Source organism: Streptomyces sp. NPDC037013 (genome assembly GCF_055607265.1).
In genome coordinates, this window is record NZ_JBVJRV010000003.1 from 266,998 (window position 1) to 293,098 (window position 26,101).

A 26,101-nucleotide genomic window follows, 5' to 3' on the forward strand; every position below is an offset into this window, starting at 1 on the left:
CAGAGGGTGCCACAGGGCTCGCGCCCCAGACCTGTGTGGGAAACGCACCTTCCCCTTCTCCGCGTTCCTGCTTGTTCGTGGGGCGCGCTCTCGCCCCCCCCGCCCCCGCGGACACCACCCGCACCTCCGAGGCCGGATCGGGGTTCGAGCCGCGCAGCCAGCTGACGGACCAGGCCCCGTCGGGCCCGCAGCGGAACTCCAGGTGCGTACGGGAGATGAACAGCCAGTCGTCGGGCGTCACGAGACGGCACACGCTCCGGTCCCGCCCGACGCGCAGCACCGCGCCCGGTTCGCTCGGCGCCTCGGCCATGAGCATGCCTGCGGTCGCCCCCGCGTCCGCCCCGGACACCGCGACCATGGTCAGCTCCAGCACGTCGGTACGCTCCTTCGGCTCAGCTCCGGCCCACATCCAAATCACCGCGGCGCGAGCCTGGTTGGAGCGTCGCGCGCTGCCGCATCCTAAGTGCCCGACCGGGCGGGGCGCACGACCCCTGGGACATTGCCGCCCGGGCCGCCGCTCGGCCTGAGGCCGTACGACCTCGACGAGGTGGCGCGGGACCGGCGGGAGCGCCACCCGTGGCGGAGAGCGGGCGGGCCCGTTTGGCGCGCCGTTTCCGGGCAACTCGAACCGGGGTACGGGGTGCCGAGGCCCACCGGGTCTCGCGCCCAGGCCGATCCCCGAGCGAGAAGGCACCCACTCATGTCCACAGTCCTGATCATCGCTCTGATCGTGGTCGTCGTGGCTCTCCTGGCCGTCGGCGCCCTCGCCGTGATGAACGGCAAGCGGGGCGCGGGCGGCAAGCACGGACTCAAACGCCGCTTCGGACCCGAGTACGACCGCGCGGTCGCCCGGCACGACGGTGACACCAAGGCCGCCGAACGCGACCTGGGCGAGCGCGTGAAGCGGCACGGTTCGCTGCGCATCCGTCCCCTGGAGCCGGCGGCGCGCGAGCAGTACACGGCCCGCTGGACCGTCGCCCAGGAGCGCTTCGTCGACTCCCCCCGTGAGGCGGTGGCCGAAGCCGACCGGCTCATCGCCGAGCTGGCAGGGGCCCGTGGCTTCCCGGACGCCGGGCACTACGAGGACCAGGTCGAGGCGCTCTCGGTGCACCACGCCCACCACGTGCACGGCTACCGCAAGGTGCACCGTGCGGCCCTCGCCACGACGGGCCCCGAGGAGGGCAGGACCGGCACCATGGGCGGCACCCTCTCCGGTACCGACGCCGACGTCGCGTCCGGTACGGAGGAGATGCGCGCCGCCATGATCGAGGCGCGGGGTCTCTTCGACGCCCTGGTCTCGGAGCAGCGCTCCGACGCCGACGCCGTACGCGGCGACCGGCACCGCACCGACAAGCGTTCCACCGGCATCACCAAGGGAGTCCAGCATGGCTGAGCCGTCCGCTCTCTTCCCGCCCGACGCACGCGACAAGCTGACGCTGCGCCTCCAGAACGCCGTGAACGGCTTCGTCGACGCCCCGCGGACCGCCGTGGAGAACGCCGACCGCATCCTGGAGGAAGCGATCACCGATCTGACCCACATCCTCGCCGAACGGCGCCGCACCCTGCGCACGAGCTGGCAGAACCCGACCGCCGAGGGCACCCCCGGCGAGCCCCCGGCCCCCGGGTCCGCGATCCCTCCATCCGGCGCCACGACGGCCGGCACGGGCGATACAGGTACCGGCACGACGGCCGACACGGGCGACACGGAGCAACTCCGCCTCGCCCTGCGCGACTACCGCGAGACGGCCGAGCGCCTGCTGCGCCTGTAGGCGAGCAACAGCACAGCAACCACGCGAGCGAGCCCCAGGGATTGTCGAAGGCAGAAGACCTCCGGCAATCCCGGGGCTCACCCATGCCCACGCCCTGCCCGGCCCGCCCCGTCCGGTCACCCGGTGACCGCGTCCGGCAGGATGGGCCCATGAGCGTAGTCAAGATCAACGTACTGACCGTCCCCGCCGAGCAGCGGGAAACCCTCGAGAAGCGCTTCGCCTCCCGCGCGGGCTCCGTCGAGAACTCGGACGGCTTCGAGTGGTTCGAACTCCTGCGCCCCATCGAGGGCACCGACGACTACCTGGTCTACACGCGCTGGCGCGACGAGGAGTCGTTCCAGGCCTGGATGGAGGGCCCGATGAAGTCGGCCCACCAGGGCGGCGGCGACCGCCCGAAGCCGGCCGCGAGCGGCTCGACGGTGTGGTCCTTCGAGGTCGTCCAGCAGGCGGCACCCAAGAACGGGTGAAGCGGCGCGTCTCAGGACGCGTGGGCCGGTGTCGCGCCGTTGTGGGGGCGTTCCGACTCGGAGCCGCAGAGTTCGGAGCTGAGTTGGCGGACCAGGTGGGTCAGGTCGGTCGGGCGGTCGGGGCTCCACCAGTCGCCGAGGAGCTCCGACAGGGACTCCTCGCGGGCCTCGGCGAGCCTGCCCGCGACCTCGCGGCCCCGGTCGGTCAGGACCATCTCCGGGCCGCGCCGTTCCGCGAGCCGCCGCTCCTCGACCTGGCGGGCGGCGGCCGTGATGACGGTCAACGGCACCGTGGTGCGCTCGGCGAGGACACCGGGCTCCACGGAGCCGTGCCGGACGATGCGCAGGAGCAGCCAGCTCGCCGCGGGCAGCAGGTCGTAGCCGGCCCGCTCGGTGATCGTCGCGTAGATCGCGCGCTGCCCCTCGCGCGTCCCGAGCACCGAAAGGGCCCGTGCGCACTCGTCGTACGACGAACGCTCCACGGGGTTGCTCGCCAGCGTCTGTGTCGTGTCCGGTGCCGTCACCGAGACGCGCAGCTTGTCCTCGCGCAGGAACCAGGCGAGGACGAAGGCGGCCAGGGCGACCGGCGCCGCGTACAGGAAGACGTCCGTGATCGACGAGGCGTACGCGTGCAGGGCGCTGGGGCGCAGGTCGGCGGGGAGGCGTGAGATGCCGCGGGGGTCGGCCTTCAGAGTGTCCACGTTCAGACCCGGCGGCAGCTGCTGGCCCGCGAGGGCGTCGGTCAGCTTGGTGCCGAGCCGGTTGGTGAAGATCGTGCCGAAGATCGCGACTCCGAAGGAGGCGCCGATCGAGCGGAAGAACGTGGCGCCCGACGTCGCGACACCCAGGTCCTCGTAGCTCACCGCGTTCTGCACGATGAGGACGAGTACCTGCATCACCAGGCCGAGTCCCAGGCCGAAGACGAAGAAGTACGCGCTCATCTCGCCCGTACCGCTGTGCTCGTCCAGCCGGTGGAGCAGGAGCAGCCCGACCGTGGTGACGGCCGTGCCCGCCACGGGGAAGACCTTCCAGCGGCCGGTGCGGCTGACGATCTGCCCGGACGCGGTGGTGGACAGGAGCATGCCGGCCACCATCGGCAGCATGTGCACGCCCGACATGGTCGGCGTCACCCCCTGCACGACCTGCAGGAACGTCGGCAGGTACGTCATCGCGCCGAACATCGCGAAGCCCACGATGAAGCTGATCACCGCGGAGAGGGTGAAGGTGCGGATCCGGAACAGCTTCAGCGGGAGCACCGGTTCGGCGGCCTTGCGCTCCACCGCCACGAACGCCGCGGCGAGGACCGCGCCCAGCACCGCGAGGCCGATGATCTGCGGCGAACCCCAGGCCCACGTGGTGCCGCCGAGCGAGGCGACCAGGACCAGACAGGTGGCGACGGACGCGATGAGGAACGTGCCGAGGTAGTCGATGGTGTGCCGGGTGTCGCGCACCGGGATGTGCAGCGTGGTGACGATGACGAGGAGGGCGATCGCGCCGATGGGCAGGTTCACGTAGAAGACCCAGCGCCAGCTGAGGTGCTCGGTGAAGAGACCGCCGAGCAGCGGCCCGAGGACACTGGTCGCGCCGAAGACGGCGCCGAACAGCCCCTGGTACTTGCCGCGTTCGCGCGGTGACACGAGGTCGCCGACGATCGCCATGGACAGCACCATGAGCCCGCCGCCGCCGAGTCCCTGGAGCGCGCGGAAGCCGATGAGCTGCGGCATGTTCTGCGCCATGCCGCACAGCGCCGAACCCACGAGGAAGAGCACGATCGCGGTGAGGAAGAGCTTCTTCCGCCCGTACTGGTCGCCGAGCTTGCCCCAGAGCGGGGTCGCGGCCGTCGCGGCCAGCATGTACGCGGTGACGACCCAGGAGAGGTGGTCCATGCCGCCGAGATCACTGACGATCGTCGGCAGTGCCGTGGAGACGATGGTCTGGTCGAGAGCCGCGAGCAGCATCCCGAGAAGCAGCGCGCCGATGGAGACCAGGACGCCGCCGTGCGGGGACCCGTTTCCGGCCCTGACCGGCACGGCACCGGGCTCCGGCCCGGCGGGGCGGGCGCTGACATCCTCCGTCATGGACACCTCCCAGGGGTCCGTCCTTCTCTTTCCATCCTGGTCCGTGTCTCCGGTTATGGCCTGTTGAAGCAGGGGTCTGCATAATCTCTGGCGAGCTCTTGGGGAGGGCGGGGCGGTGGGGGGCCGGGACGGTGGGGGCGGGACAGCGGAGGTCTGGCGGCGGAGAGGCTGAGCGGCGGAGGGGAGGGACGGCCGGTGAGCGGAGGGGATGGGCGGGGCGGGCGGTACGGGCAGGGCCGCCGGGACGGGGGCGCGGAACGCGAAGGTCCCGCCGAGCGCGACGGAGTGGGCGGCGAGCGGCCGGAGCAGGGGCTACGCGGCGCGGAGGCTCCGCAGGGTGCGCAGGGTGCTCCGGGTGCGCAGGGTGCTCCGGGTGCTCCGGGTGCTCCGGGTCCGCGCGGCAGCCAGGTTCCGCGCGACGCGCAAGGCCCATGCAACTCCCGGGCTCCGCACGAGACGCAAGGTCCGCGCAACACGCAGGACACCCAGGGCGCGCGGAACACCCAGGGCGCGCAGGAGACCCCGGGCACGCGGGACGCCCAGGGCACGCAGGTTCGGCCCGAAGGGCAGCGTCCGCCCGGTGCGCAGGGCCGGGCCGACGGGGACGGGGGGCGGCGGTGTTCGCGGTGCGGCGGCGGGGATGTGGGCGGGCCGGGAGATGCCGGGACTGCCGGCACTTGTGGTTGTGCGCCGCGCGCCTTTGAGGCCGAGGCCGAGGCCGACGCCACGCGTCGGAAACGGAGCCAGGTCCGGTCGGCCGAGGCGGCCGTCGCGGAGGACTTCACTCCGTTGCGGATACGTCCCTACGTATCCCTGCCCGACCCAGACGGCTCCACGGACGAGCCCCCGCCTCTGCCGCCCCGGGGAGCGGACCGCCCGCCGCCGGCCACGGCGGACGTACGCCCGGTCGCCACGGGTGAGGCACGGACACCCCAGCCCGCAGCCGAGGCCTCCTCGCACGAGCGGTCCGCCCGTGAGCGCCCCTATCTCCTGCTCGCCGGGGCCGGCGTCGCGGCGGCCGTCACCGCCGCCGTGGTCTTCGCCGTCGGGCTCGTCTCGTCGGCCACGGACGGGTCGAACCGGGACCGGTCACTGCCGGGCGGCGACGCGGCGTCGGCGTACGCGGACCCGACGAAGCCCGCACCGCCCTCGGCGAGGGCCGTCAGGTCGGCCTCGCGAACGCCCTCCGCGCCGCCGAGCCCGAAAACGCTCCCCACACCCACACCCACACCCACGCGCTCGTCCCCGCCGCCCTCGTCCTCGCCGCCCCCGCACACGGCGCGCGCGACGGGTTCCGTCGGTACGGATGCGTCGCCCGCGCCTCCCCGCAGGACGGCCGACACGACCTTGCGGGAGGGCGACAAGGGGCCTGAGGTCGCCGAACTACAGGGCAGGCTCATGCAGTTGTACCTGTACATCGGCGAGCGGGACGGCATGTACTCCTCTCAGGTCACCGAGGCCGTCGTCCGCTACCAGTGGGCGCGCGGCCTGCGGGACGACGCCCCGGGCGAGTACGGCCGCCAGACGCGTCGCAGCCTGGAGTCGGAGACGACGGAACCCTGATCCCCGTCGGCCGAGACGGGTCCGCCGGCCGACGGGCCGTGAAGTTTTTCCGGTACGTGGGCGGCGGGCGCGGCGAGTCGGCGTAGCGTGGTGTGCCGGTCGCCGCGGCGGCCGAAGGGGGCGACCGCCGCCCATTCGGGAGGCGACGGCCGCCGGGCGCGCGAGGAGCGAGGCTCCCCCTCGTCGGCTCCTCACGCGGGGTCCTCCGCAGGGGATCGCGGGAGGTCTCCCCGGGGGAGGACCGAGCTGGAGCCGCGTGGTCGGCGGTGCGGCTCCAGCGGTCCGCCGGACATCCGGTCGACGTCGGCCACGAGTGTGGAGCAGGCGGGACGGATGCCGGTGCGGTCACGGAGCTTTGTCCCAACTCCTCGGCGAATATAGCGGGTTGGCCCGCATGATCGGAACATCGCCTGACCTGGCATTTCTCACGGTACGCGACCGGTGCGCCGCGCCTCTGCGCCCGGCTCAGGACCCGGGCGGCTTGAACTCCGGTGGCGTCTGGGGGCGTCGGCCGGTGAGCCGGGTGATCAGATCGGCGCACAGGTCACGGATCTTGACGTTGCGGTTCTGCGAGGCGGCGCGCAGGATCGCGAACGCCTCGGTGCTGGGGCAGCGTTGCTGGGCCATGATGATGCCGACGGCCTGGTCGATGATGCTCCGGTGGCGCAGCGCCGCCCGCACGTCGGCGGTCAACTGGCGCGAACGCACCATGCGGTGGGCCAGTTCGATGGCTCCGGTGGCCTCGGAGGCCAGGGCGCGCAGCGCGGAGTGGTCGGCGGCCTCCAGGGCGTGCGGGAGCGGCGCGTACAGGTTCAGGGCGCCGGCGGTGTCGGTGTGGGCGGCGATCGGGAACGACAGGGAGGACCTGGTGCCCACGGCCACGGCGTACGCGGGGTAGCTGCCCCAGCGCGCCTCCTCCATCAGGTCGGCGACGTACACCTCCTCGCCGGAGCGCAGGGCCTGGAGGCAGGGTCCGGCGTCCAGGCCGTACTGCTTCTCGTCCAGGTGGGCGGCGCTGGTGCCGACGCTGGTGACGGTGAGGAACTCCCCCGCCCGCAGCAGCGTGATGCCACAGCCGTCCGCGCCCCGCGCGTGGCGCAGGGCCGCCTCGGCCAGGGCGCGCAGGAGGCCGTCCAGGGTCTCGGTGTCCAGCAGCAGGTTGACCACGCTGGTGGTGGTGTCGTCCGGTTCGACGTGCGCGCAGGCCATCAGGATTCCGTCCCGCGGGCCGCGCGGCCCGCTGCGGGGCAGCGGGTGTGCGGGAGGGGAACCAGAGGTGGAAGAGGAGAGAGGGGTACGCCGATGAGGGACCGCATCCCTCACAGTCCTGCCGCGGCCCCGCTCTACGCAACCCCGCCCGCTCTGCGCGACCCCGGGCTCAGCCGAACGTCAGGCGGATCGTCCCGTCGCCCGCGTCGGCGACCCGAACACCGGAAAGGTCCTCGACGTGCACCGTTGGGGCGAACTCGGCGGCCCGGGAGCCGACGCCCACGACCCGCATGCCGGCCGCGCGGCCCGCGAGTATCCCGGCCTCGGAGTCCTCGAAGACCACGCACTCCGCCGGATCGAAGCCGAGCGCGGCGGCACCCTTGAGGAACCCCTCGGGGTCGGGCTTGCTCGCGCTCACGCTCTCCGCGGTCACCCGTACGTCGGGCAGCGCAAGACCGGCAGCGGCCATCCGCCCGGTGGACAGGGGTACGTCGGCGGAGGTCACGAGCGCGTGCGGCAGGCGCAGGTCGGCCAGGGCCGCCATGAACGCGGGCGCGCCCGGAACCGGTACGACGCCCTCCATGTCGGAGGTCTCCGCGGCGAGCATCTCGCGGTTCTCCGCGTAGTTCTCCTCCATGGGCCGGTCCGGCAGCAGCACCGCCATGGAGGCGTAGCCCTGGCGCCCGTGGACGACCTTGATGACCTCGTCGAAGTCGAGGCCGTGCCGCGCCGCCCAGCGCCGCCAGCAGCGCTCGACCACCGCGTCGGAGTTGACGAGAGTGCCGTCCATGTCGAGGAGAACGGCCCGCGCGGTCAGAACGGGTGCGACGGGGTCGGCGGTCGTGGCCGTCATCGGGTGCTCCAGAGCGCAGAGGCGGCGGAAGATCAAGGCGGCCCCGCCCGCCGGTCAGGGAGTACGGGCGGAGCCACTTTGTTCCTGCACGGTACAAAATAAGCCCGGCAAAAGCCAACGCCGCAGGTCAGACCCCTCAAGCCGCCCAAATGGGACCCGCTGCGGCGTGCTGAGGCGACTGACGGGGACCCTGCGAGACCGGCACCGGAACCGAAGTCCCCGACATCGGCGCCGGCACCGCTTCACCCCTCCCGCACGACACACGAAGGCCCGCCCCGCGTCACGCGATCGCCTCGTACAGGCTCCACACCCCGAGCCCCAGCATCAGCAGCGCCGCGATCTTCGTGATGAGCGCGAGCGGCACCCGCTTCATCAGGGCCTTTCCGCCGACGATGCCGAGTCCGGCGACCGCCCACAGGGCGAGTACGGCGCCGAGGCCGACGGAGAGCGGGTCGTCGTAGCGGGCCGCCATGTTCGCGGTCATGATCTGCGTCAGGTCACCGAACTCGGCGACCAGGATGAGCATGAACCCGGCCCCCGCGACCTTCCAGAAGCTCTGGTCCGCGGGCTGCTTGACCTCTTCCTCGTCGTCGCCGCCCTTGAGCAGCAGCATCGCGGCGCCCCCGAGGAAGAGGACGCCCGTCAACGCCTGCACCAGCTGCTGCGGCAGCAGGGTCAGGACACTGCCCGCCGCGACGGCGAGCACGACATGGAGGGCGAAGGCGGCGGCCACGCCGGCGAAGACGTACGAGGCGCGGTAGCGCGTGCCCAGGACGAGCCCGGCCAGGGCCGTCTTGTCGGGCAGCTCGGCCAGGAAGACGACGCCGAAGACGAGCGCCGTCACGCTGATGCTGATCAAGGTTCCTCAATCGGTCGGGGCCGCCCCACCGAGAGTGTTCCACCGCTTCGCGTACGACACCTCGGCACGGCAGCGCACACGGACGCACACGGATGTGCGCGTCTCGGCGTACGCGGGTGCGTACGCCGGGCACTGCTTGCCGAAGGTCTCGCTGGCCTGCCCCACGGGGCCTGCCTCCGGGCGCCGGCTCAGACGAGCTGAGCAGTATGTCGACGGTCCGGCGAAGAGCTACTCCCCTTCTGCGCCATCCATGGTACGCGACGCCGCAGGTACGGGGCCTCCTCCCGGCCACTCGACGCCATGGAGCGCCGCACGCCGTACGCCGTACGCCGTACGCCGCCACTGAACCCCGTCCCGCCCAGTCGCGCCCCGGGGGACGTCCCCCGGACACGGGACACGAGCCCCCTGGCCCACCCCCCAAACACCCCAAACCACCCGCGTCGCCCTCCCGCCCCAACTCCCCCTGCTCGCCCACCACATGACACCGCGCCAGAACTATTGAATTCGGCACCTGTTTGACGCGACCCTGTCACCAGCTGCACACCCACGGGCAACCCCACCACGCAACTCTGACCGCCCCACCGGTCAACCGCCCCCCACACCAAGGGAGTTCACATGTCCGTCGTCTACGCGCGTCGACACACCCGGCCCGCCTTCGCCGCCGCGGCCGTCGCCCTGGCTTCCGCCACCGCCCTCCTCACCGGCACCCCCGCCCAGGCCGCGCCGCCCGCCCCGGTCAGTGCCGCCACGGCCCGCACCTACCTCGGCGAGCTGACCGTGAAGGCCGAGGGCTCGTCCGACGGGTACAGCCGCGACAAGTTCCCGCACTGGAGCACGCAGTCCGGTACCTGCAACACCCGTGAGGTCGTCCTCAAGCGCGACGGCACCGACGTCCGGCAGGACGCCTCCTGCGCCGCCACCTCCGGCACCTGGAAGTCCGCCTACGACGGGGCCACTTGGACGGTCGCGTCCGACCTCGACATCGACCACGTCGTACCGCTCTCCGAGGCCTGGAAGTCCGGCGCGAGCGGCTGGACCACCGCGCAGCGCGAGGGCTTCGCCAACGACCTGACCCGGCCCCAGCTGATCGCCGTCACCGACAACGTCAACCAGGCCAAGGGCGACCAGGACCCCGCCGAGTGGCTGCCGCCCACCGCCTCGTACCACTGCTACTACGCGCGGATGTGGGTGGACGTGAAGCACTACTACAAGCTCACCGTGAACTCCGAGGAGAAGAGCGCGCTCTCCTCGATCCTCGGCCGCTGCTGATCCGGCCGACGGACACCGGAAACCTGGAACCGGCCCGCCCTTCTCCGGCGTTCCGTACCGTACGGGGCGACGGAGGAGGGTGATCACCTGTGGCACGGCTACGCCTTGGTCCACTGCTGAGGTACGTCGACGGGTCCACGGCGACCGTCTGGGTCGAGGCCGACCGGCCCTGCACCGCCGAGGTGCGGTGTGCGGACGGCGCGCGCGGCGCGGCGCGCACCTTCCAGGTCGCGGGCCACCACTACGCGCTCGTCCCGGTCACCGGGCTGACCCCCGGCACGGAGACGGCGTACGAGGTGCGGCTCGGCGAAGGGGTTCGGTCCGGCGAGGAGTCGCGGCTCGGCGAGGAGGCGCGGGACGCCGTCTGGCCGCTGCCCGACTCGCCCTTCCCGCCGAGCACCATCCGCACGCCCGCGGCGGCAGATGACCGCGCGAGAGCCGGTGACCCCGCGGGAGCCCATGACGCAGCGGGGGCCGACGACGTGGAGCTGCGGGTCACGTTCGGCTCCTGCCGGTGGGCCGCGCCGCCCTCCGGCGAGGACGATCCCGTCGGCCCCGACGCGCTGGACACGCTCGCCGCCCGCATCGCCGCCGATCCGGCCGCCGAGCGCCCGGACGTCCTGGTGCTCCTGGGCGACCAGGTGTACGCGGACCAGACCTCCAAGGCCACCCGCCGCTGGCTCGCCGCCCGCCGGGACCTCGCCGAACCGCCGGGCGCGCAGGTCGCGGATTACGAGGAGTACACCCACCTCTACTACGAGTCCTGGCTCGACCCCGAGGTCCGCTGGCTGCTGTCGACCGTCCCCAGTTGCATGATCTTCGACGACCACGACGTGATCGACGACTGGAACACCAGCGCCGCCTGGCTCGCCGAGATGCGGGCCACGCCCTGGTGGCGCGAGCGCCTGCTCAGCGGCCTGATGTCGTACTGGGTCCACCAGCACCTCGGCAATTTGCCGCCCGGGGAACTCGCCCGCGACAAGGTCTACGCCTCCGTGTGCGCGGCCCCGGACGGCACGGACGCGCTGCGCGCCTTCGTCTCCGCGGCCGACGCGGACGCGACCGCCGCCCGCTGGAGCTACCGGCGGGACTTCGGGCGCGTACGCCTGTTGATGGTCGACACCCGCGCGGCCCGCGTCCTGGCGGAGGACGGGCGCGCCATGCTCGACGCCGAGGAGGCCCGCTGGCTGCGCGAACAGGCGCTGGCCGACCCGGGCGGCTGCGACCACCTCCTCATCGGCACGTCTCTGCCCTGGCTGCTGCCCCACCTCATCCACGACGCCGAGGGGTGGAACGCCGCGCTCTGCCGGGGCGGGCGCGGTGACCGCTGGGCGCGCTTCGGCGAGAACCTGCGCCGGCGCTCGGACCTGGAGCACTGGGCCGCCTTCCCCGCCTCCTTCGAGGCGCTCACCGAACTGATCACGGAGGCCGGTTCGGGGGCGCGGGCCCCGGCGACGGTCTGCGTGCTCTCCGGTGACGTCCACCACGCCTACGTCGCCGAGCCGAGCTGGCCCGCGGGGCAGGGCCCGGCGGCGCGCGTCCTGCAGCTGACGTGCTCCCCCGTCCACAACTCCATCCCCGCGTCGGTCAGGCTCGGCTTCCGGTTCGGCTGGAGCCGGACGGGACGGGCCCTCGGGCGGCGGTTCGCGCGGCACGGCGGGGTGACGCAGGCGGGCATCGACTGGCGCAGGACGGGCGGGCCGTGGTTCGGCAACCAGCTCATGACGCTGACGCTGCGCGGCCGTTCGGCACGGCTGCGGCTCGACCAGGCACGGGCGGTGCGGGGCGGCGGGGCACGGCTGGAGACGGCCACGGAGCGGGGGCTTTCGTGAAGGGGGGCGGGTGAGCAGGGTCGTACGAGCGGTTCGCACGCCGCGTCTGTACGGAGTCACGGGGCTACGGAGTTACGGGAGCTCGTTCCCCGAGCCTCCACCGCCCCGTATCCGCACCGGACCCACACCTTGCGTCCGCACCCGGCCCACAGGCCGTATCCACACTGGTCACACCGGTCACGCGAGACCCACCTGCCACAGGTCATGCCCGGAAGCGCATCCTCCGGCGGGCTGGACATCGGGGCGTCCGACGGCATGATGAGGCGGGCTTTCCTCGTCCAGCATCCCCTATGCCCCGGGAGCACCGCTTTTGTCCGCGCCCAAATCCGCGCCCGTACCCAGAACCGCATCCGCATCCGCATCCGGGCCCGCACCCGGCACCACGTCCGCTCTCGCCCTGGTCGGGGCCGGCCCCCGCGGCACCAGCGTGCTCGAACGGCTCTGCGCGTCGGCGGCCGAACTCCTCTCCCCCGGGGCGTGCCTGACGGTCCACGTCGTCGACCCCGCCCCGCCGGGCGCGGGCCAGGTATGGCGGACGGCACAGCCCGCCGAGCTCCTGATGAACACCGTTGCCTCCCAGGTGACCCTCTACACGGACGCGAGCGTCGACTGCTCCGGGCCGATACGGCCGGGCCCGAGCCTGTACGAGTGGGCCGCGCGAGGGCACGCGCCGGGGCTCGGTCCCGACGACTATCCGACCCGCGCCTGTTACGGCCGTTATCTGGAGTGGGTCTTCGCCGAAGCGGTGCGCGGCGCTCCCGACACGGTGCGCGTCCGCGTCCACGCGGCGCGCGCGGTGCACCTCGACGAGACGGCCGACGGGCTGCAGAAGCTCGTACTGGACAACGGCAACGAACTGACCGGCCTCTCCGCCGTCGTCCTCGCCCAGGGCCATCTGCCGACGACCGGCGACCCTGAACAGCGGCGCCTCGCCGACCACGCGACCCGGCACGCCCTGCGCCACTTCCCGCCCGCCAACCCCGCCGACCTGGACCTCTCCGTCATCGCCCCCGGCGAACGGGTGCTGCTGCGCGGCCTCGGCCTCAACTTCTTCGACCACATGGCCCTGCTGACGGACGGCCGCGGCGGCCGGTTCGTCCGGACACCCGACGGCGCCCTGCGTTACGAGCCGTCGGGCAACGAGCCGCGCCTGTACGCCGGTTCACGGCGCGGCGTCCCGTACCAGGCGCGCGGCGACAACGCGAAGGGGCCGTACGGCCGTCACGAACCGGCCGTCCTCACTGGTGACGTCGTGGCCCGCTTCCGCAAACGGGCCGACAGCGGCGACGCGCCCGACTTCCTCGACGAGATATGGCCGCTGATCGCGAAGGAGGTCGAGACGGTCTACTACGCGACACTGCTGGCCAACCGGCACGCCGGACTCGGCCGGGTAGCCGGGCATGCTCGGCAAGTCGGGCACGCTCGGGGCGGCGGGGCCGGTCCGCGCCCGGACGCGACGGTGGGCGGTTTCCGCGAGCGGTTTCTCGCCGCGGACCACGGGAGCCCCCAAGAGGCCCTGGTCCTCGACGAGTTCGGGATCGCCGAGGACGACCGCTGGTCCTGGGACCGGCTCTCGCGGCCGCACCCGCCCCTGCCCTTCGCCTCGCCGCACGCGCACCGCCGCTGGCTCCTCGCCCGGCTGCGCGAGGACGCCGCGCAAGCCGCTCTCGGCAACGTGGCGGGCCCGTCGAAGGCCGCGCTCGACGTCCTGCGCGACCTGCGCAACGAACTCCGCGGCATCGTCGACCACGGCGGCCTCTCCGGCACCTCGCGCCGCGACCACCTCGACCGCTGGTACACGCCGCTCAACGCCTTCCTCTCCATCGGCCCGCCGCGCCGCCGCATCGAGGAGATGACGGCGCTGATCGAGGCGGGCATCCTCGACGTGCTCGGCCCGCGGCTGACGGTGGAGGTCGCGGACGGGGCGTTCACCGCACACTCCCCCGACGTACCCGATTCCGCCGTGCGGGTGACCACGCTGATCGAGGCCCGGCTGCCCGAACCGGACGTGCGACGCACCACCGATCCGTTGCTCCGGCGGCTCCTCGCGGACGGCGGGTGCCGCCCGCACGTGGTCGACGGTTACGAAACCGGAGGCTTGGACGTGACGCCTCGCCCGTACCGCCTGATGGGCCGTCAAGGTCGGCCGCACGCGCGGAGGTTCGCGTTCGGGGTGCCCACCGAGGGGGTCCACTGGGTGACCGCGGCCGGTGCCCGACCAGGGGTGGACTCGGTGACACTGTCGGACGCGGACGCGGTGGCGCGAGCCGCTCTGCGCACCACCGCCGGGGCATCCGGGACGCTCCCGGAACCCCGCACGGCAACCGGACAAAGAGGAAGCGGAATCTCCGGATAACCGAATGTTGAACTTGCAAGTACTAATTAGGTGCTCCTAATCTTGGGCCTCCGCTCGGTTACCGTCCCCCAGCCGAAGGAGTCCCCCACCATGACCGGACGTCTCGACAGCGCCCAGCCCTACGCCCTCGGCCTCTTCCGCGCCGTGTTCGGCCTGCTCTTCGCCTGCCACGGAGCGGCCTCCCTCTTCGGCGTCCTCGGCGGCGCCCCCGGAGGCGGCACGATCCCGGCCGGCACCTGGCCCGGCTGGTACGCGGCCGTCATCCAGCTCGTCGGCGGCGGCCTGGTCCTGCTGGGCCTCGGCACCCGCGCCGCCGCGCTCATCTCGTCCGGCTCGATGGCCTACGCGTACTTCAAGGTCCACCAGCCCGAGGCCCTGTGGCCGATGCAGAACGGCGGCGAGGCCGCGGCGATGTTCTGCTGGGCCATGCTGCTCCTCGTCTTCACCGGGCCGGGCGCGCTCGCCCTCGACCGGCTCTTCACCTCGCGCGGCGAGCGCGGCACGGACGACGAGGACACGGACGCGAAGCGCACGCTGACGGCGGCCTGACCCGCGAACCCCCGTCGCGCCCGCTCAGGGGCGCGGCGCGTCCGCCTTCTTGGACGCGGGCTTGGACGTGTGCGTGGCCGTATGTGTGGGCGCATGCGTGGGCGTGAACGGCACCGTGAAGCACGCGGCCCGCTCCCCCGCACCGCCCGGCACGTCGTGGAGCACGACGGAGGCGGCCTCACCCGGCCTAAATGCCCAGGCGTGCCGTGCGCGCGCCGAGCCCGAACCCTCCGCGTCGGCGGTGAAGTCCAGCCACACCTCGTTCCTCGGATTGAGGTAGGCCGGATCCTTCGACGGCTGCACCGGGTCGACGCGGTGCTGGTAGTGACCGCCGGCCGCCTCGGGCGACGCACCGCACGGCTTCTGATGGACGTGCACCCCGTACGCGTGACCCGGCTTCATGCCCTCGACCCGCAGCCGGACGTCCGTGCCCTTCGCGCCGCTGAACTGCTCGACCCTGATCCAGGAGCCCGCGGGCACCAGCCTCATGTCGTACGTGATCGCCGGTGAGGGGATGAAGGCGGTGGGCGGCGCGAACCGCGCCTCGGCCTTCACCCACGGCCCGGTCGCGCCACCGGCCGCACCATCCACCACGCCTACGCCCACGCCCGCTCCGCCGCCCGCGGCGAGCAGCGCCGCCGCCACGGCACCGGCCATCAGTCCTGCCACCATCGCCCGCTCCGTCCCTCGTGTCGCTCGCCCTCGGCCTGGGTCTGGGTCTGAGCACTGACTCGTTCGTACGGGACTTCACGGCCGTACGCCGCATCGGGGCAGGCAGGCGGGTGAACGTGACGTACGGAACATCCCGGCCCCCAGTGGATCTCCCGCCGCACGCGCGGCGTACGCTGTACAGCTGTCATCAGGCCGCCCCTGCCGTACTCCGCGACAACCAGCGGCAACGCGCTGCCGACCGGGGAGTAACGGGGAGTTACGGTGCTTGAGAGTGTGGGGGCCTTGACCGGCAGTCCGTGGATCTACGCGGTCGTGGCCCTGTCCGTCCTGTTCGACGTCTTCGTGCCGGTCCTGCCGAGCGGCGTCATCGTCATCATGTCGGCCACCGCCGCCGCCGCGGCGGGAACCGGCGCAGGGCAGGTGCCGCGCGGGGTGCCCGACATCCTGATGCTCCTCCTCTGCGCGGCGACCGCTTCCGTCCTCGGTGACATGGTCGCCTTCCGCGTCGCCTGGCGCGGCGGCGAACGTCTCGACCGTGCCATCGCCCGTTCCCGCCGGCTGACCACGGCGCAGGAACGACTCGGCACCGCCCTGGCGAGGGGCGGCGGCGTCCTCGTCGTCATCGCGCGCTTCGCGCCCGCGGGCCGCTCGATCGTCTCGCTCGGCGCGGGCGCGGCCCACCGGAGGCTGCGCGAGTTCCTGCCCTGGTCCGCGCTGGCGGGCGTGGCCTGGGCCGGTTACAGCGTCGCCCTCGGCTACTTCGGCGGCCAGTGGCTGGGCGCGACGTGGCTCGCCACGGGGGTCTCCCTGCTCGCGCTGTTCGCGGCGGGCGCGGGCGCGGCGTTCCTGGTGCGACGCCCCAGGCCGGCGGACGCGCCGACGGGCTGAGCGGCCGGAGGGAGGGGTGGGGCCTACCCCCCTCCCCGTAACCTCTTCATCTCCCCTTCCGGGCGCGCACTAGCCCGGACCGTCCCGGCCGGTCGGCGCTAGGACGCGCGCGCCCCGCGGACTTCCAACCCCGCGAGGAGTTCCGCCGTCGCCTCGGCGACGGCGTCGACGGCGCGGTCGAAGACCTCGCGGTTGTGCGCGGCCGGGGCGCGGAACCCGGAGACCTTGCGCACGTACTGGAGCGCGGCGGCCCGGATCTCCTCCTCGGTGGCGTCCTCGGGGATGACGGGCGGGCGGAGCGTCTTGATGCTGCGGCACATGCCTCCAGCTTGCCACCGGGCACCCGGTCTCCGTCAGGAGTACCGCGTACCGGCGACACGAACCGCGGCGAACAGTCCCGCCCACCCATCCCACCCTCAATTCGAACAGGAGTACCATTACGTCCGTGCCCGCCACTCCAGCCCATGACTTCCCGAGCGACCTCCTCGCCGGCCAGGAGGAACTGCACCAGGTCCGCTCCACGCTCCTGGCCCTGCTCAAACGCCTGCCCTGGTCGGTCGAGCCGCTGGAGGGCTTCAGCGACACCGGCGGCTGGCGGAAAATCGAACGCCCCGCCTCCCCCGGCTGGACCCCCGAAGAACAGGCCGAGGTCGAGAAACTCCGGGCGCGGGAGCGGGAGTTGGCGGTCTTCGTGAGCTGCCACAGCTACTGGGAACAGCTCTCGGGCCCGGACGTCGTCGCCGCGAGGGCCCGCCTGAAGCACGTCCACGAGGCGGCCGACGACTCCCTCTCCGCCGGGCATTGACAGGGGTGGACGGCGGGCGTTGACTCCCTACCACCTCGCAGAGAGCCCCCTTCGAGCCACGGAGGTGCAGCGCATGAACGTTCTCATCGTCATCGCGATCCTGGCCCTCTTCGGCCTGGGCTTCGACCAGCCCCTGCTGTGGCTGGCCGCGGCGGCACTCGCCTTCTACCTGTTCCGTTTCTACGACAGCGGCTCCCCCGCGAAGAAGAGCGCCTCCGGCGCCGGAGGCGCGGCCACAGGCGGCGGAGGCGGAGCCGGCGGGGGCGGAGGCGGGGGCTACCCCAAGACGTACCGCGACTACCGCCTCCGCAAGGAGCGCCAGGAACGCTGGGACCGCCGCTACCGCAGGACCCACCCGGGATCCGGCCGCTGAACCCCCGCCCAGGGGACGGAAGTTCAGGTCGCAGGAATGAACCACGAGTGTTGGCCTACTCGGTTGGCCAACCTTGTGTCAGACTCGCGGCCATGGACACCGCCAGACTCGAACTCGCCGCCACCCGCTACCGCGAAGCCGAGGCCGCCCTCGAAGCGGCCCGCGCGGACCTCCAGGCCGAGGCCGTCACGTTCCTCCGCGAGACGGACGAGCGCGGTGCCCAGGCCGAGGCGGCCCGCATCACCGGCTGGACCCGCGAGCACCTACGACGCCTGACCAAGAACAACGCCGACCCCACCCCATGACGGCAAAAGGCCCCTCGCCGATCAAGGCGAGGAGCCTTTTGCCTGTCATACCCGGTGGGCGCGGACGGTTTCGAACCGCCGACATCCTCCTTGTAAGGGAGGCGCTCTACCCCTGAGCTACGCGCCCGGGACGAGTGGACAGCCTACCTTGCCGCAGGCAGTGCCCCGCAAACCCGGGCCGGGGTCGAAGGGCCGGGGGTTAACCCCACCCCGAACCGGTGGCCGTCCGGGTCCTCCCGCGCCCGGGGACTCCGTACAGTCAAGCGGAGACGCACAAGATCACTTCCAGGGGGAACCGTCATGACCATCCGCACCCGCCGTCCGCGCGCAACCCGCGCACTCATCGCCGTCGGCGGGACCGTCGCCCTCACCCTGCTCGTCGGGGCCTGCGGCGCCGATGCCGGGGAGGACTCCGAACCGGAGCACCGGACGTTCGCGTTGGCGGGCAAGACCCTGACCATCGAGGCCAGTGACTCCGCGCTGGAGCTGGTCCCGGTCGGAGGCGCCGGGCAGCGGGGGAAGGTGAAGGTGACCCGGTGGTTCGACGGGAAGACCGTGCTGGGGAGTGACCCCAAGGTGACCTGGAAGATGGAGGGCGACCGGCTCACGCTCGGCATGAGCTGTTCCGGCCTCATCTCCGACTGCTCCGCCAGGCACCGCATCGAGGTGCCCCGCGGGGTCGCCGTGACCGTCGAGAACAAGGACGGGAAGGTCACCGCGGCCGGGTTCCGGAACGGGCTGCGGGTGCGGACGAAGGACGGTTCGGTCGCCGTCAAGGACAACCGCGGGCCCCTGAACCTGCACAGCTCCGATGGATCCATCGACATCGACGGCTCCGACGGCCCGCTGGACCTGCGGAGTTCCGACGGGTCCATCCGCGCCGACGGCGTCACGTCGCGGCGGCTGAGCGTCGACTCCCGGGACGGCGCCGTACGACTGGAGCTCGCCGGCGTGCCCGATCGCGTGGAGGCCCACAGCAAGGACGGGTCCGTCGACATCGCGTTGCCCGGGAAGAAGGACGGGAGCAAGGTCGCGTACGACGTACGGACCGAGAGCGCCGACGGCTCCGTCGACATCTCCGTGCCGCGCGACGACCACAGCCCCCACCACGTGAACGTCCGCAGCTCCGACGGCGCGGTCACCGTGCGCAGCGCGAACTGACGGTCCCGTGTATTCGTCCTTGACCGGTGGGAGAATGTGACACCGGGCAGGGCGGATGACAGTACGGGAGAGGGATAGTGACGGCGACACCTTCGCAGCCGTACACGCCGGACAGAATCGAGATCACGACCGAGATCACGACCGAGATCACCAGCGAGATCACCAGCGAGATCAGGACCGAAGTCGCGACTGAGGTCACCGTCGGGGCCGAGGTACCGGCCGGGGTCCCGAGCGAGGTAACCGCTCGCGCCCCGCGTCGGCGTGGGCCCCTCCGTCGATCCCAGGGGCGATCCCGCGGGAGCGTGCGCCGCGGCCCCCGCCGCGGCCCCCTCACCGGCTCCCTCACCCTCATCGCCGCCGTCACCCTCTCCCTGCCGCTGCTCGCCGCCGCCGTCCCGGCCGCCTTCACGGGCGGCGGTACGCGCCGGTGGTTCGGTGGGCGCGGTGAAAGCGTGCGCGCCGAGGCGCAGGCCGCGAAGGACGCCGCGGCCGCCGCCTTCTACGAGCTGGACACCGCCCAGCGCGATCTGCGCATCTCCATCGAGACGATCGTCGCCGTCGACTCCTCGCCCGCGGGCCTGCGCGCCGTCTCGGACTTCGAGGCGATCGGCCGCCGCATCGACGAGGTCAGCCACCAGTACATCAGCGCGGTGGACGCCCACGACCTGGACCGGGACGACCTGGAGTCCTCGGTGGCGGCCCGCGCGAGGACCGAGCTCAGCCGGGCCAAGGACGAGCTGGACCGGGCCAAGCAGGAGCTGGACCGCTTCCGGGAGAGCCTCGGCCCGCTGCTGGACAAGGCGGAGACCCAGCTGGCCCGCCTCGCCCCCGCCGTGGAGCGGGCCCGCCAGACCCTGCTCGCCGCGAGCAACGCGCTCGACGCCGTGCGCGCGGCCGGGCTCAAGGCCGACGACCTCGCCGCCCGCCTCGCCGCGCTCGGCCCCGAGCTCACCAAGCTCAACCAGGGCGCGGGCCGGCACGGCGTGCCGGAGACGCTCCAGCGCGCCGACCGCGTCCTGCGCGACGCCGAGGCCGTGCGCGCCGAGGCCGAGCGGCTGCCGGAGCGTGCCGCCGAGATCGACCGGCGCCTCGTCTCGCTGCGCACTCGCGCGCAGGCGCTGACCACCCGCAGCGGCCAGGTCGAACCGGTCCTCAGCGAGCTGCGCCGCCGCTTCTCCGCCGCCTGCTGGCAGGACCTGCAGCACGTCCCCGACCAGGCAGGGGAGAGCGTGCGCCAGGCCGAGACCAAGCTGAAGGAGGCGCAGCAGGCCCGGGACGAGCAGCGCTGGCCGGACGCCACCTCGCTGCTCTCCACGGTCCGCGCCCTGCTCAACTCCACCGACGAGGCGGTCTCCGCCGCCGGCGACCGGCTCCAGCGGCTGAACGCGGTGGCGAAGGACCCGCAGCAGGAGATCGAACGCACCCGGTTCGCGATCAGGGACGCGCAGCGGCTCGCGATGGCCGGCCGGCAGACGCCCGAGCCGCGCCACGCCCGCCCGCTCGACGACTCCGTGGCCCGTCTCGACCGCGCCGTGGCCTCCCTGGAGGGCCGCCACCCCGACTACTGGCACTTCCTGACCGAGACCGAGGCGGTCCGCACGACCGTGGCGCGCGTGGTCGCGCAGATACGGGAGGAGCGGGGCCAGGGCGCCTGACCGCGCTCACGGCCGCCCGCGGCCGGGGCCCCGAGAGCGCCTGGAACATGACTGACCGCTCCCGCCCACCGGCCGAGACCCCCACCCGGTCCGTGGGAACCGCTGTGCGAATGTGGGGGCATGGTCGACTTCTCCGCCGTTCTCCGGGACCGCCGCCTCGTCGCCATCGTGCGCGGCACCGACCCGGACGCCTCCTTCCGTACGGTCATGACGCTCGTGGAGTCCGGCGTTCCGCTGGTCGAGGTCTCCCTCAGCGGTGCCGACGCCATGGGCGTACTGCGCCGGGCGCGGGCGGAGCTCGGTGCGGAGGCCTGGCTCGGTGCCGGCACCGTCCTCACCGCGGACGACGCGCGCCGGGCCGCGGATGCGGGTGCCAACCTCATCGTCACGCCGGGGCTCGGCGCGGGCGTCGACGAAGCCGTACGGCTGGGTCTTCCGGTGCTCGGCGGTGTCCTCACGCCGACCGACGTCATCGCGGCCCGGGCTGCGGGCGTGACGGCGCTGAAGGTCTTCCCGGCGTCCGCGATGGGCGGTCCCGCCTACCTCAAGGCGCTGCGGGCGCCGTTCCCCGACACCCCGTTCGTGCCGGTCGGCGGCGTGGACGCGGCGGCCGCCGAGGCGTACCTGGCGCTCGGCGCGGTCGCCGTGGGCGTCGGATCGCCGCTGATCGGCGACGCGGCGGACGGCGGCGATCTGGACGCCCTGCGCGCACGGGCGGCGGAGTTCGTACGGGTGACGGAGGCCGGACGATGAGCGGGCCCGGTGGTGTCCTCACCCTCGGGGAGACCATGGTCGCCCTGCGCGGCAGCGGCCCGTTGAAGCTGGGCGGCTCGATGGACCTCTCCGTCGCAGGCGCCGAGAGCAACGTGGCCATCGGCCTGGCCCGGCTCGGCCATCCCGTGCGGTGGGCGGGCGCGGTCGGCGACGACGAGGCCGGCGAACTGGTCCTGCGCACGCTGCGCGCGGAGGGCGTCGACGTCTCCGCGGCCACCCGCGACCCGGACGCCCCGACGGGGCTGATCCTCTTCGAGCCGCGGCTGCCCGAGGTGACCCGCGTGCACTACTACCGCGCGGGCTCGGCGGGTTCGCGGCTTGGCCCGGACGCGGTCGAGGCGGCGTTCGCCTCCGGCCGCCCGCCGCGCGTCCTGCATCTGACGGGCATCACCCCGGCGCTCGGTCCCGCGCCTCTCGACGCGTGCCGGCGTGCCCTGCGGCTCGCGCGCGAGCACGGCAGCGAGGTGTGTCTCGACGTCAACTTCCGCTCCCGGCTGTGGAGTCGGCAGGAGGCGGCGGCCGAGCTGCGCTCCTGGATCCCGTACGTGGACGTCCTCATCGCCTCCGACGACGAACTGCCCCTGTGTCTGCCGGAGTCGGCGCCCGCCGACGCCCCGGAGACGTTCCTCCTCGCGCGGGGCGTGCGCGAGGTCGTCGTCAAACTCGGCGCGGACGGCGCCACCGCCCGCACCGCCGAGGGCATGCTCCGCTCGCCGGCGCGCGAGGTGCGGGCCGTGGACGCGGTGGGCGCGGGGGACGCGTTCGTCGCGGGGTATCTGTCGGCGCTGTTGGACGGCGCGGACGTGGCGGGCCGCCTGGGCCGCGCCGTCACCACGGGTGCGTTCGCGGTGGCGTCGCGCGGCGACTGGGAGGGCGCGCCGACGCGGGCGGAGCTGGGACTGCTGGCGGCGGGGCCGGGAACGGTCGTCCGCTAGCCCCGCCGCGAGGGAGCACCGAAGTGCCCCTCACGCCCTCCCCTGCGTCACGTCAGCCGCAGCAGCCCCCGCCGCAACACCCACCGCCGCCGCCCCCGCCACCACCGCGGGGCGCGGGCGCGGCGCCTCCGACGGCGACGGTCGACAGCAGCTTCACCGTGTCCTCGTGCCCGGCGGGGCACGTCGCGGGGTCGGCCGACTCGGCCATCGGGCGGCTCAGTTCAAAGGTGTCGCCACAGGACCGGCAGCGGTATTCGTATCGAGGCATGGGTCCAGGCTAACGGGCGCCCCCGCCGCGGGGAGCCGCCCGCCGCACGCCCCGAGGAACGCCCTGGCGATCGCCTCGCCCGCCGCGATCCCGCGCTCCGCGAGCACCGTGAGACCCGGCGCGCGAAACCCCGTGTCGGCCAGCTCGCCGTGGCCCGGCCGCCAGGAGCGGTCGGCGGCGAGCAGCAGGTCAGCGTCGAGCAGCGAGTCGCCCGCGGCGAGGATCTCCTCGGCGCCGGTCCGCCGCGCCACCTCCCGCACCGCCGCGCTCTTGGTGAGCGGCTTCGGCACGGCGTACAGCTTGCGGCCCTGGAGCGAGACGGTCCAGCCGCGGGTCCGCGCCCACGCGGCGAGCTCCTCGACCCACGCGTCGGGCAGCAGGGCGCGCTCGACGACGAGGTAGGCGAAGAGGTCCTCGGCGACGCGCTCCTTGAGCAGCCAGGCCGGGTCGGCGGTCCGCACCAGATGGGCGCGGACCTCGTCGAGCGAGGCGCACTCGGCGGACAGCCGGCGCGCGACCGCCGCCTGCCAGCCGGGGTCGGAGACGCCGTCGACGAGGAGGTGCCCGCCGTTGGCGCAGATCGCGAACCGCGGTGCGGGGCCCGGGAGATGGATGCGCCCGTACTGCTCGCGGGTGCGGGTCGTGGTCGGCACGAAGACGGTGGAGCGGCCCAGCTCGTCGAGGAGCCCGGCCGCGGTCTCGGTGACGTACGAGAGCGGCTTGCCCTGGTAGACCTCGACGCAGAGCAGCCGCGGCGCCTCGGCGTCCGGCATGGCGAGGCCGAGCGCGGCGGCGGAGTAGATGAGGGTGCGGTCGAGGTCGCTCGCGACGATCGCGGTCATCGGGAGGCCACCGCCCTGCCGTCCGCGCCCGTCGCCCCGCGTGTGTACTTGGGGTGGATCAACCCCACGCAGGTGTACGGGAGTTCGCCGACCTCCTCGACGGGGACGCCGCGCTGTTCGGCGAGCAGCCGCACGTGGTCGAGGTCCGCACCGGCGCCCGCGCGGGCGAGGATCTTCCAGGGGACGCGGCGCAGCAGCACGCGGGTCGTCTCGCCGACGCCCGGCTTGACCAGGTTGACGTCGTGGATGCCGTACTCCTCGCTGATCCGCTCGACGGCGGCCCAACCCTCCCAGGTCGGCGCCCTGTCGGCGGACAGCGCCTCCTTGACCTGTGCGTCCACCGCGTCACCGACCTCGCCGAAGCGGGCCACGACGGTGTCGACGAAGTCGCCGGAGACATCGGCACCGGCGAGCTCGCGGTAGAACTTGGCGCCGTGGAAGTCGTCCGGTCCGACCAGGTCGGCTCGGAGCACCGTACGCGAGATCAGCCCCGACACCGTGGAGTTGAGGCAGGCGGAGGGGACGAGGAAGTCCTCGCGGGTGCCGTAGGTGCGGACGCACGAACCGGGGTCGGCGAGCACCGCGATCTCCGGGCTGAAGCCCGCGGGGCCACCGGACGCCTCGAACGCGCGGACGGCGTCGGCCAGTTCGCGGGTGATCGCGCCCTTGCCGGTCCAGCCGTCGACGAAGACGACGTCGGCGGGGTCGTGGTGGGCGGCGAGCCAGCGCAGCGCGTTGGCGTCGATGCCGCGGCCGCGCACGATCGACACGGCGTAGTGCGGCAGGTCGAGGCCGTGCCGGTGCGCGGCCCAGCGGCGCATCAGGACGCCGACGGGCGTGCCGGCGCGGGCCAGCGACACGAGGACGGGGCGCGGCGACCGCTCGGCGAGCACGGTCTCGGTGACCGTGCCGACGGCCTGCGCGATGCGGGCGGCGGAGGTGTCGAGCGCGGAGCGGAACAGCTCCTGGTAGCGCTCGCTCGGCTGGTACTCGACGGGCAACGACTCGGCGTAGTGCGCGCCACCGCTCTGTATCGCCTCCTCCCGCTCCTCCGTGGGCGCTTCGAGCGTCACCCCGGAGAGGTCCTGGAGCAGCCAGCCGACGTCTTCGGGCGCGTACGAGGAGAACGCGGGGCCGCGGAGGGGCTCGGGGAGCATGGAGGGCCTTTCGGGGACGTACGAGGGGACGGTGGCCAGCAGGACGTGTCCGGTGTGTGCGGAGAGCTGGGCCAGGAGGCCGTCGGGGGCGTGCAGCCGCGGGGTGTCCGCGACCGAGTCCACGACGGCGAGGACCGCGTCGAAGCCGCCGCCCGCGACGTTGTAGGCGTACCGCGTCCCGGGCCCGTCGGCGGGCTCGTCGTGCGCGGGGAAGGCGAGGCGGGTGCGGATCGCGTAGCCGGGGTCGTCCACGGCGAGCACGGGCGAGCGGGTCGTGGTGGAGAACAGCACCTCGGCGCCGGTGCGGCGCTCCAGCTCGACGCCGAGCGCGAGCGGCGCGTACATCAGCTCCTCGAAGCCGAGGACGAGCACCCGGCGCGCCCCGGCCGGCAGCGCGTCGGCGACGCGGGCCGCCATGCCCGGCAGCGCCGCCTCCAGGGCGGTCCGGTGGGCGGGGGTGAAGCCGTGGCGGCCGCCGTCGGGCACGCCGGCGGGCCAGCCGAGCTCGACGCGGGTGAGGGGGCCGCGTCCGGCGCGGGGCCGCGGGACGACGGCACTCTCCTGCCCCTCGTGCGCCCCACGCGCCTCGTGCTTCTCGTGCTCGGCGACCAGCGCGCGGCCCTTCTCCAGGACGCCGTCGGGCAGCCGCACCGTCCCGGACGCCGTCGCGACGAGGTCGACGCGCGCGCCGAGCTCGCGGGCGAAACCGGCCAGGCGCTCCCGGTCATCGGGCGAGCGCATGTCGACCAGGGCCACGATCACGTACCGCTCGCGCGGGAAGCGCTCGTGCAGGGCGCGGATGGTGTTCAGGACGGTGTTGCCGGTGGAGAACTCGTCGTCGACCAGGACCAGCGGGCCGTCCCCCGCGAGCAGCCGCGGGTCCTCCGGCAGCAGCAGGTGCGACGTGGCGTGCGAGTGGGACTCCTCGAAGCCGCCCGCGCGCTCGACGCCCGCGACGGGGCGGCGGGTGGAGTGCAGGTAGGGGGCGAGGGCGAGGCCGTCGGCGACGGCGTGGCCGAGGCCCGTCGCGGTCTCCGCGTAGCCGAGGACGACGGCGCGCCGGGCCTCGTCGTCGCCGAGCAGCTCACGGACCCGGAGGCCGAGGCCGTGGCCGGCCCCGTACACGACCGAGGGGTGCTGCGGCACGTGCTTGCCGAGGACGTTCGAGACCAGGAGGTGCGCCCGCTTGGGGTTGCGGCGCAGCGCGAGGCCGAGCATGCCGGGCAGCGCCTCGTCGCCGTCGATCGCGACGCCGAGCCGCTCGGCGACCCAGCTCCCCGACCACACGGTCGTCCCCGCGGGACTCGCGGCACCCGCGGGCTCTGCCGACCCCGCCGGTCCCATCGCCTTCGTCGTCGGCGGCTTCGCGTCTTCAGTCACGTACGTCATGTCCCTTGTGTTCAGTGGCCGGCGGAAGGCCGGCCGGTCCGGCGGAATCGCCGCCGTCGAGCGGGTGGCCCTG

General features: G+C 73.5%; 27 protein-coding genes and 1 tRNA gene. 16 read left to right on the plus strand and 12 right to left on the minus strand.

The annotated features are described in order from the left end of the window. On the minus strand, window positions 1-373 hold a 373-nt coding region (locus tag ACZ7DY_RS11095), incomplete at its 3' end, for an FHA domain-containing protein (RefSeq protein ID WP_471132979.1). A gap of 327 nt (window positions 374-700) precedes the next feature. Here ACZ7DY_RS11095 and ACZ7DY_RS11100 point away from each other — a divergent pair. From ACZ7DY_RS11100 to ACZ7DY_RS11110, 3 genes are all read left to right on the plus strand, one after another. After that, window positions 701-1,393, plus strand: coding sequence for a hypothetical protein (locus tag ACZ7DY_RS11100; protein ID WP_471132981.1), 693 nt, complete (start codon window positions 701-703; stop codon window positions 1,391-1,393). Continuing rightward, complete coding sequence (locus ACZ7DY_RS11105) at window positions 1,386-1,769, plus strand: hypothetical protein (protein WP_471132983.1); 384 nt, start codon at window positions 1,386-1,388, stop codon at window positions 1,767-1,769. Before ACZ7DY_RS11100 ends, ACZ7DY_RS11105 begins: the two co-directional genes overlap by 8 nt. A 149-nt stretch (window positions 1,770-1,918) precedes the next feature. Then, window positions 1,919-2,236 (plus strand): antibiotic biosynthesis monooxygenase family protein, encoded by a 318-nt coding sequence (locus ACZ7DY_RS11110; protein ID WP_471132985.1) that lies wholly within the window; start codon window positions 1,919-1,921, stop codon window positions 2,234-2,236. 11 nt (window positions 2,237-2,247) lie between these two features. Here the strand turns inward: ACZ7DY_RS11110 and ACZ7DY_RS11115 are convergent, their stop codons facing one another. Both ACZ7DY_RS11115 and ACZ7DY_RS11120 read right to left on the minus strand, forming a co-directional pair. Next, window positions 2,248-4,314 (minus strand): DHA2 family efflux MFS transporter permease subunit, encoded by a 2,067-nt coding sequence (locus ACZ7DY_RS11115; RefSeq protein WP_471132986.1) that lies wholly within the window; start codon window positions 4,312-4,314, stop codon window positions 2,248-2,250. 983 nt (window positions 4,315-5,297) lie between these two features. Beyond that, window positions 5,298-5,714, minus strand: coding sequence for a hypothetical protein (locus tag ACZ7DY_RS11120; RefSeq protein ID WP_471132987.1), 417 nt, complete (start codon window positions 5,712-5,714; stop codon window positions 5,298-5,300). On the opposite strand from ACZ7DY_RS11120, the gene ACZ7DY_RS11125 reads away from it, so the two are divergent. Continuing rightward, window positions 5,713-5,877, plus strand: coding sequence for a peptidoglycan-binding domain-containing protein (locus ACZ7DY_RS11125; RefSeq protein WP_471132990.1), 165 nt, complete (start codon window positions 5,713-5,715; stop codon window positions 5,875-5,877). The two genes, ACZ7DY_RS11120 and ACZ7DY_RS11125, sit on opposite strands and share 2 nt — an antisense overlap. A 465-nt stretch (window positions 5,878-6,342) precedes the next feature. On the opposite strand, the gene ACZ7DY_RS11130 is transcribed toward ACZ7DY_RS11125, so the two are convergent. From ACZ7DY_RS11130 to ACZ7DY_RS11140, 3 genes are all read right to left on the minus strand, one after another. Then, entirely contained in the window at window positions 6,343-7,086 is a 744-nt protein-coding gene (locus ACZ7DY_RS11130; protein WP_471132992.1) for a GAF and ANTAR domain-containing protein, read from the minus strand. 169 nt (window positions 7,087-7,255) lie between these two features. After that, entirely contained in the window at window positions 7,256-7,939 is a 684-nt protein-coding gene (locus ACZ7DY_RS11135) for an HAD family hydrolase (RefSeq protein WP_471132993.1), read from the minus strand. A 280-nt stretch (window positions 7,940-8,219) separates the two neighbouring features. Continuing rightward, a complete protein-coding gene (locus ACZ7DY_RS11140; protein WP_471132995.1) occupies window positions 8,220-8,798 on the minus strand; it encodes a TMEM165/GDT1 family protein in 579 nt (192 codons plus the stop codon). Window positions 8,799-9,413: 615 nt separating this feature from the next. Between ACZ7DY_RS11140 and ACZ7DY_RS11145 the strand changes: the two genes are divergently transcribed. The 4 genes from ACZ7DY_RS11145 to ACZ7DY_RS11160 all read left to right on the plus strand — a co-directional run bounded on the left by ACZ7DY_RS11145 (window position 9,414) and on the right by ACZ7DY_RS11160 (window position 14,804). Further along, window positions 9,414-10,067 carry an HNH endonuclease family protein gene (locus ACZ7DY_RS11145; RefSeq protein ID WP_471132998.1) on the plus strand — a complete coding sequence of 218 codons (654 nt, stop codon included), beginning with the start codon at window positions 9,414-9,416 and terminating at the stop codon, window positions 10,065-10,067. A gap of 89 nt (window positions 10,068-10,156) precedes the next feature. After that, on the plus strand, window positions 10,157-11,899 hold the full coding sequence (locus ACZ7DY_RS11150; RefSeq protein WP_471133001.1) for an alkaline phosphatase D family protein: 1,743 nt from the start codon (window positions 10,157-10,159) through the stop codon (window positions 11,897-11,899). Between the two features lie 310 nt (window positions 11,900-12,209). Next, window positions 12,210-14,255, plus strand: a complete 2,046-nt coding sequence (locus tag ACZ7DY_RS11155; RefSeq protein ID WP_471133004.1) for an FAD/NAD(P)-binding protein — start codon at window positions 12,210-12,212, stop codon at window positions 14,253-14,255. 90 nt (window positions 14,256-14,345) lie between these two features. Then, complete coding sequence (locus ACZ7DY_RS11160; protein WP_471133005.1) at window positions 14,346-14,804, plus strand: DoxX family protein; 459 nt, start codon at window positions 14,346-14,348, stop codon at window positions 14,802-14,804. 24 nt (window positions 14,805-14,828) lie between these two features. On the opposite strand, the gene ACZ7DY_RS11165 is transcribed toward ACZ7DY_RS11160, so the two are convergent. Next, window positions 14,829-15,476, minus strand: coding sequence for a superoxide dismutase family protein (locus tag ACZ7DY_RS11165; RefSeq protein WP_471133008.1), 648 nt, complete (start codon window positions 15,474-15,476; stop codon window positions 14,829-14,831). A 261-nt stretch (window positions 15,477-15,737) separates the two neighbouring features. Between ACZ7DY_RS11165 and ACZ7DY_RS11170 the strand changes: the two genes are divergently transcribed. Then, window positions 15,738-16,364: a DedA family protein gene (locus ACZ7DY_RS11170; protein ID WP_471133010.1), complete on the plus strand. Its 627-nt coding sequence runs from the start codon at window positions 15,738-15,740 to the stop codon at window positions 16,362-16,364. A 98-nt stretch (window positions 16,365-16,462) separates the two neighbouring features. On the opposite strand, the gene ACZ7DY_RS11175 is transcribed toward ACZ7DY_RS11170, so the two are convergent. Next, window positions 16,463-16,684, minus strand: a complete 222-nt coding sequence (locus ACZ7DY_RS11175; protein ID WP_471133012.1) for a DUF2277 domain-containing protein — start codon at window positions 16,682-16,684, stop codon at window positions 16,463-16,465. A gap of 116 nt (window positions 16,685-16,800) precedes the next feature. On the opposite strand from ACZ7DY_RS11175, the gene ACZ7DY_RS11180 reads away from it, so the two are divergent. The 3 genes from ACZ7DY_RS11180 (at window position 16,801) to ACZ7DY_RS11190 (ending at window position 17,847) form a co-directional block, all read left to right on the plus strand. Beyond that, complete coding sequence (locus ACZ7DY_RS11180) at window positions 16,801-17,169, plus strand: hypothetical protein (RefSeq protein ID WP_471134491.1); 369 nt, start codon at window positions 16,801-16,803, stop codon at window positions 17,167-17,169. Window positions 17,170-17,242: 73 nt separating this feature from the next. After that, window positions 17,243-17,542, plus strand: a complete 300-nt coding sequence (locus ACZ7DY_RS11185; RefSeq protein ID WP_471133015.1) for a hypothetical protein — start codon at window positions 17,243-17,245, stop codon at window positions 17,540-17,542. A gap of 92 nt (window positions 17,543-17,634) precedes the next feature. Further along, a complete protein-coding gene (locus ACZ7DY_RS11190; protein WP_471133017.1) occupies window positions 17,635-17,847 on the plus strand; it encodes a hypothetical protein in 213 nt (70 codons plus the stop codon). A 55-nt stretch (window positions 17,848-17,902) separates the two neighbouring features. On the opposite strand, the gene ACZ7DY_RS11195 is transcribed toward ACZ7DY_RS11190, so the two are convergent. Beyond that, window positions 17,903-17,974 (minus strand) — tRNA-Val (locus tag ACZ7DY_RS11195). A 173-nt stretch (window positions 17,975-18,147) separates the two neighbouring features. Between ACZ7DY_RS11195 and ACZ7DY_RS11200 the strand changes: the two genes are divergently transcribed. The 4 genes from ACZ7DY_RS11200 (at window position 18,148) to ACZ7DY_RS11215 (ending at window position 22,372) form a co-directional block, all read left to right on the plus strand. Beyond that, window positions 18,148-19,008 (plus strand): DUF4097 family beta strand repeat-containing protein, encoded by an 861-nt coding sequence (locus ACZ7DY_RS11200; RefSeq protein WP_471133018.1) that lies wholly within the window; start codon window positions 18,148-18,150, stop codon window positions 19,006-19,008. 302 nt (window positions 19,009-19,310) lie between these two features. Beyond that, entirely contained in the window at window positions 19,311-20,663 is a 1,353-nt protein-coding gene (locus ACZ7DY_RS11205; RefSeq protein ID WP_471133021.1) for a hypothetical protein, read from the plus strand. A gap of 120 nt (window positions 20,664-20,783) precedes the next feature. Next, window positions 20,784-21,416, plus strand: coding sequence for a bifunctional 4-hydroxy-2-oxoglutarate aldolase/2-dehydro-3-deoxy-phosphogluconate aldolase (locus ACZ7DY_RS11210; RefSeq protein ID WP_471133023.1), 633 nt, complete (start codon window positions 20,784-20,786; stop codon window positions 21,414-21,416). Continuing rightward, entirely contained in the window at window positions 21,413-22,372 is a 960-nt protein-coding gene (locus ACZ7DY_RS11215) for a sugar kinase (protein ID WP_471133025.1), read from the plus strand. Before ACZ7DY_RS11210 ends, ACZ7DY_RS11215 begins: the two co-directional genes overlap by 4 nt. Before the next feature lie 52 nt (window positions 22,373-22,424). On the opposite strand, the gene ACZ7DY_RS11220 is transcribed toward ACZ7DY_RS11215, so the two are convergent. Genes ACZ7DY_RS11220 through ACZ7DY_RS11230 form a run of 3 tightly spaced genes read right to left on the minus strand, consistent with a single transcriptional unit; the run spans window position 22,425 to window position 25,983 of the window. After that, window positions 22,425-22,640 (minus strand): FmdB family zinc ribbon protein, encoded by a 216-nt coding sequence (locus ACZ7DY_RS11220; RefSeq protein WP_471133028.1) that lies wholly within the window; start codon window positions 22,638-22,640, stop codon window positions 22,425-22,427. Next, complete coding sequence (locus ACZ7DY_RS11225; protein ID WP_471133030.1) at window positions 22,589-23,482, minus strand: HAD family hydrolase; 894 nt, start codon at window positions 23,480-23,482, stop codon at window positions 22,589-22,591. The genes ACZ7DY_RS11220 and ACZ7DY_RS11225 overlap by 52 nt, the downstream gene beginning before the upstream one ends. Then, entirely contained in the window at window positions 23,479-25,983 is a 2,505-nt protein-coding gene (locus tag ACZ7DY_RS11230; protein WP_471134492.1) for a phosphoribosyltransferase, read from the minus strand. Before ACZ7DY_RS11230 ends, ACZ7DY_RS11225 begins: the two co-directional genes overlap by 4 nt. Between the last annotated feature and the right edge of the window lie 118 nt (window positions 25,984-26,101).

Bases quoted from the DNA above. Each gene is read 5' to 3' on its own strand.
- ACZ7DY_RS11120 (WP_471132987.1), bottom strand. From the start codon at position 5,714: ATGAGCCTGCCCTGTAGTTCGGCGACCTCAGGCCCCTTGTCGCCCTCC.
- ACZ7DY_RS11185 (WP_471133015.1), top strand. From the start codon at position 17,243: ATGAACGTTCTCATCGTCATCGCGATCCTGGCCCTCTTCGGCCTGGGC.
- ACZ7DY_RS11220 (WP_471133028.1), bottom strand. From the start codon at position 22,640: ATGCCTCGATACGAATACCGCTGCCGGTCCTGTGGCGACACCTTTGAA.
- ACZ7DY_RS11160 (WP_471133005.1), top strand. From the start codon at position 14,346: ATGACCGGACGTCTCGACAGCGCCCAGCCCTACGCCCTCGGCCTCTTC.
- ACZ7DY_RS11135 (WP_471132993.1), bottom strand. From the start codon at position 7,939: ATGACGGCCACGACCGCCGACCCCGTCGCACCCGTTCTGACCGCGCGG.
- ACZ7DY_RS11190 (WP_471133017.1), top strand. From the start codon at position 17,635: ATGGACACCGCCAGACTCGAACTCGCCGCCACCCGCTACCGCGAAGCC.
- ACZ7DY_RS11125 (WP_471132990.1), top strand. From the start codon at position 5,713: ATGCAGTTGTACCTGTACATCGGCGAGCGGGACGGCATGTACTCCTCT.
- ACZ7DY_RS11225 (WP_471133030.1), bottom strand. From the start codon at position 23,482: ATGACCGCGATCGTCGCGAGCGACCTCGACCGCACCCTCATCTACTCC.
- ACZ7DY_RS11145 (WP_471132998.1), top strand. From the start codon at position 9,414: ATGTCCGTCGTCTACGCGCGTCGACACACCCGGCCCGCCTTCGCCGCC.
- ACZ7DY_RS11105 (WP_471132983.1), top strand. From the start codon at position 1,386: ATGGCTGAGCCGTCCGCTCTCTTCCCGCCCGACGCACGCGACAAGCTG.
- ACZ7DY_RS11110 (WP_471132985.1), top strand. From the start codon at position 1,919: ATGAGCGTAGTCAAGATCAACGTACTGACCGTCCCCGCCGAGCAGCGG.
- ACZ7DY_RS11165 (WP_471133008.1), bottom strand. From the start codon at position 15,476: ATGGTGGCAGGACTGATGGCCGGTGCCGTGGCGGCGGCGCTGCTCGCC.
- ACZ7DY_RS11210 (WP_471133023.1), top strand. From the start codon at position 20,784: ATGGTCGACTTCTCCGCCGTTCTCCGGGACCGCCGCCTCGTCGCCATC.
- ACZ7DY_RS11230 (WP_471134492.1), bottom strand. From the start codon at position 25,983: ATGGGACCGGCGGGGTCGGCAGAGCCCGCGGGTGCCGCGAGTCCCGCG.
- ACZ7DY_RS11200 (WP_471133018.1), top strand. From the start codon at position 18,148: ATGACCATCCGCACCCGCCGTCCGCGCGCAACCCGCGCACTCATCGCC.
- ACZ7DY_RS11215 (WP_471133025.1), top strand. From the start codon at position 21,413: ATGAGCGGGCCCGGTGGTGTCCTCACCCTCGGGGAGACCATGGTCGCC.
- ACZ7DY_RS11175 (WP_471133012.1), bottom strand. From the start codon at position 16,684: ATGTGCCGCAGCATCAAGACGCTCCGCCCGCCCGTCATCCCCGAGGAC.
- ACZ7DY_RS11100 (WP_471132981.1), top strand. From the start codon at position 701: ATGTCCACAGTCCTGATCATCGCTCTGATCGTGGTCGTCGTGGCTCTC.
- ACZ7DY_RS11115 (WP_471132986.1), bottom strand. From the start codon at position 4,314: ATGACGGAGGATGTCAGCGCCCGCCCCGCCGGGCCGGAGCCCGGTGCC.
- ACZ7DY_RS11130 (WP_471132992.1), bottom strand. From the start codon at position 7,086: ATGGCCTGCGCGCACGTCGAACCGGACGACACCACCACCAGCGTGGTC.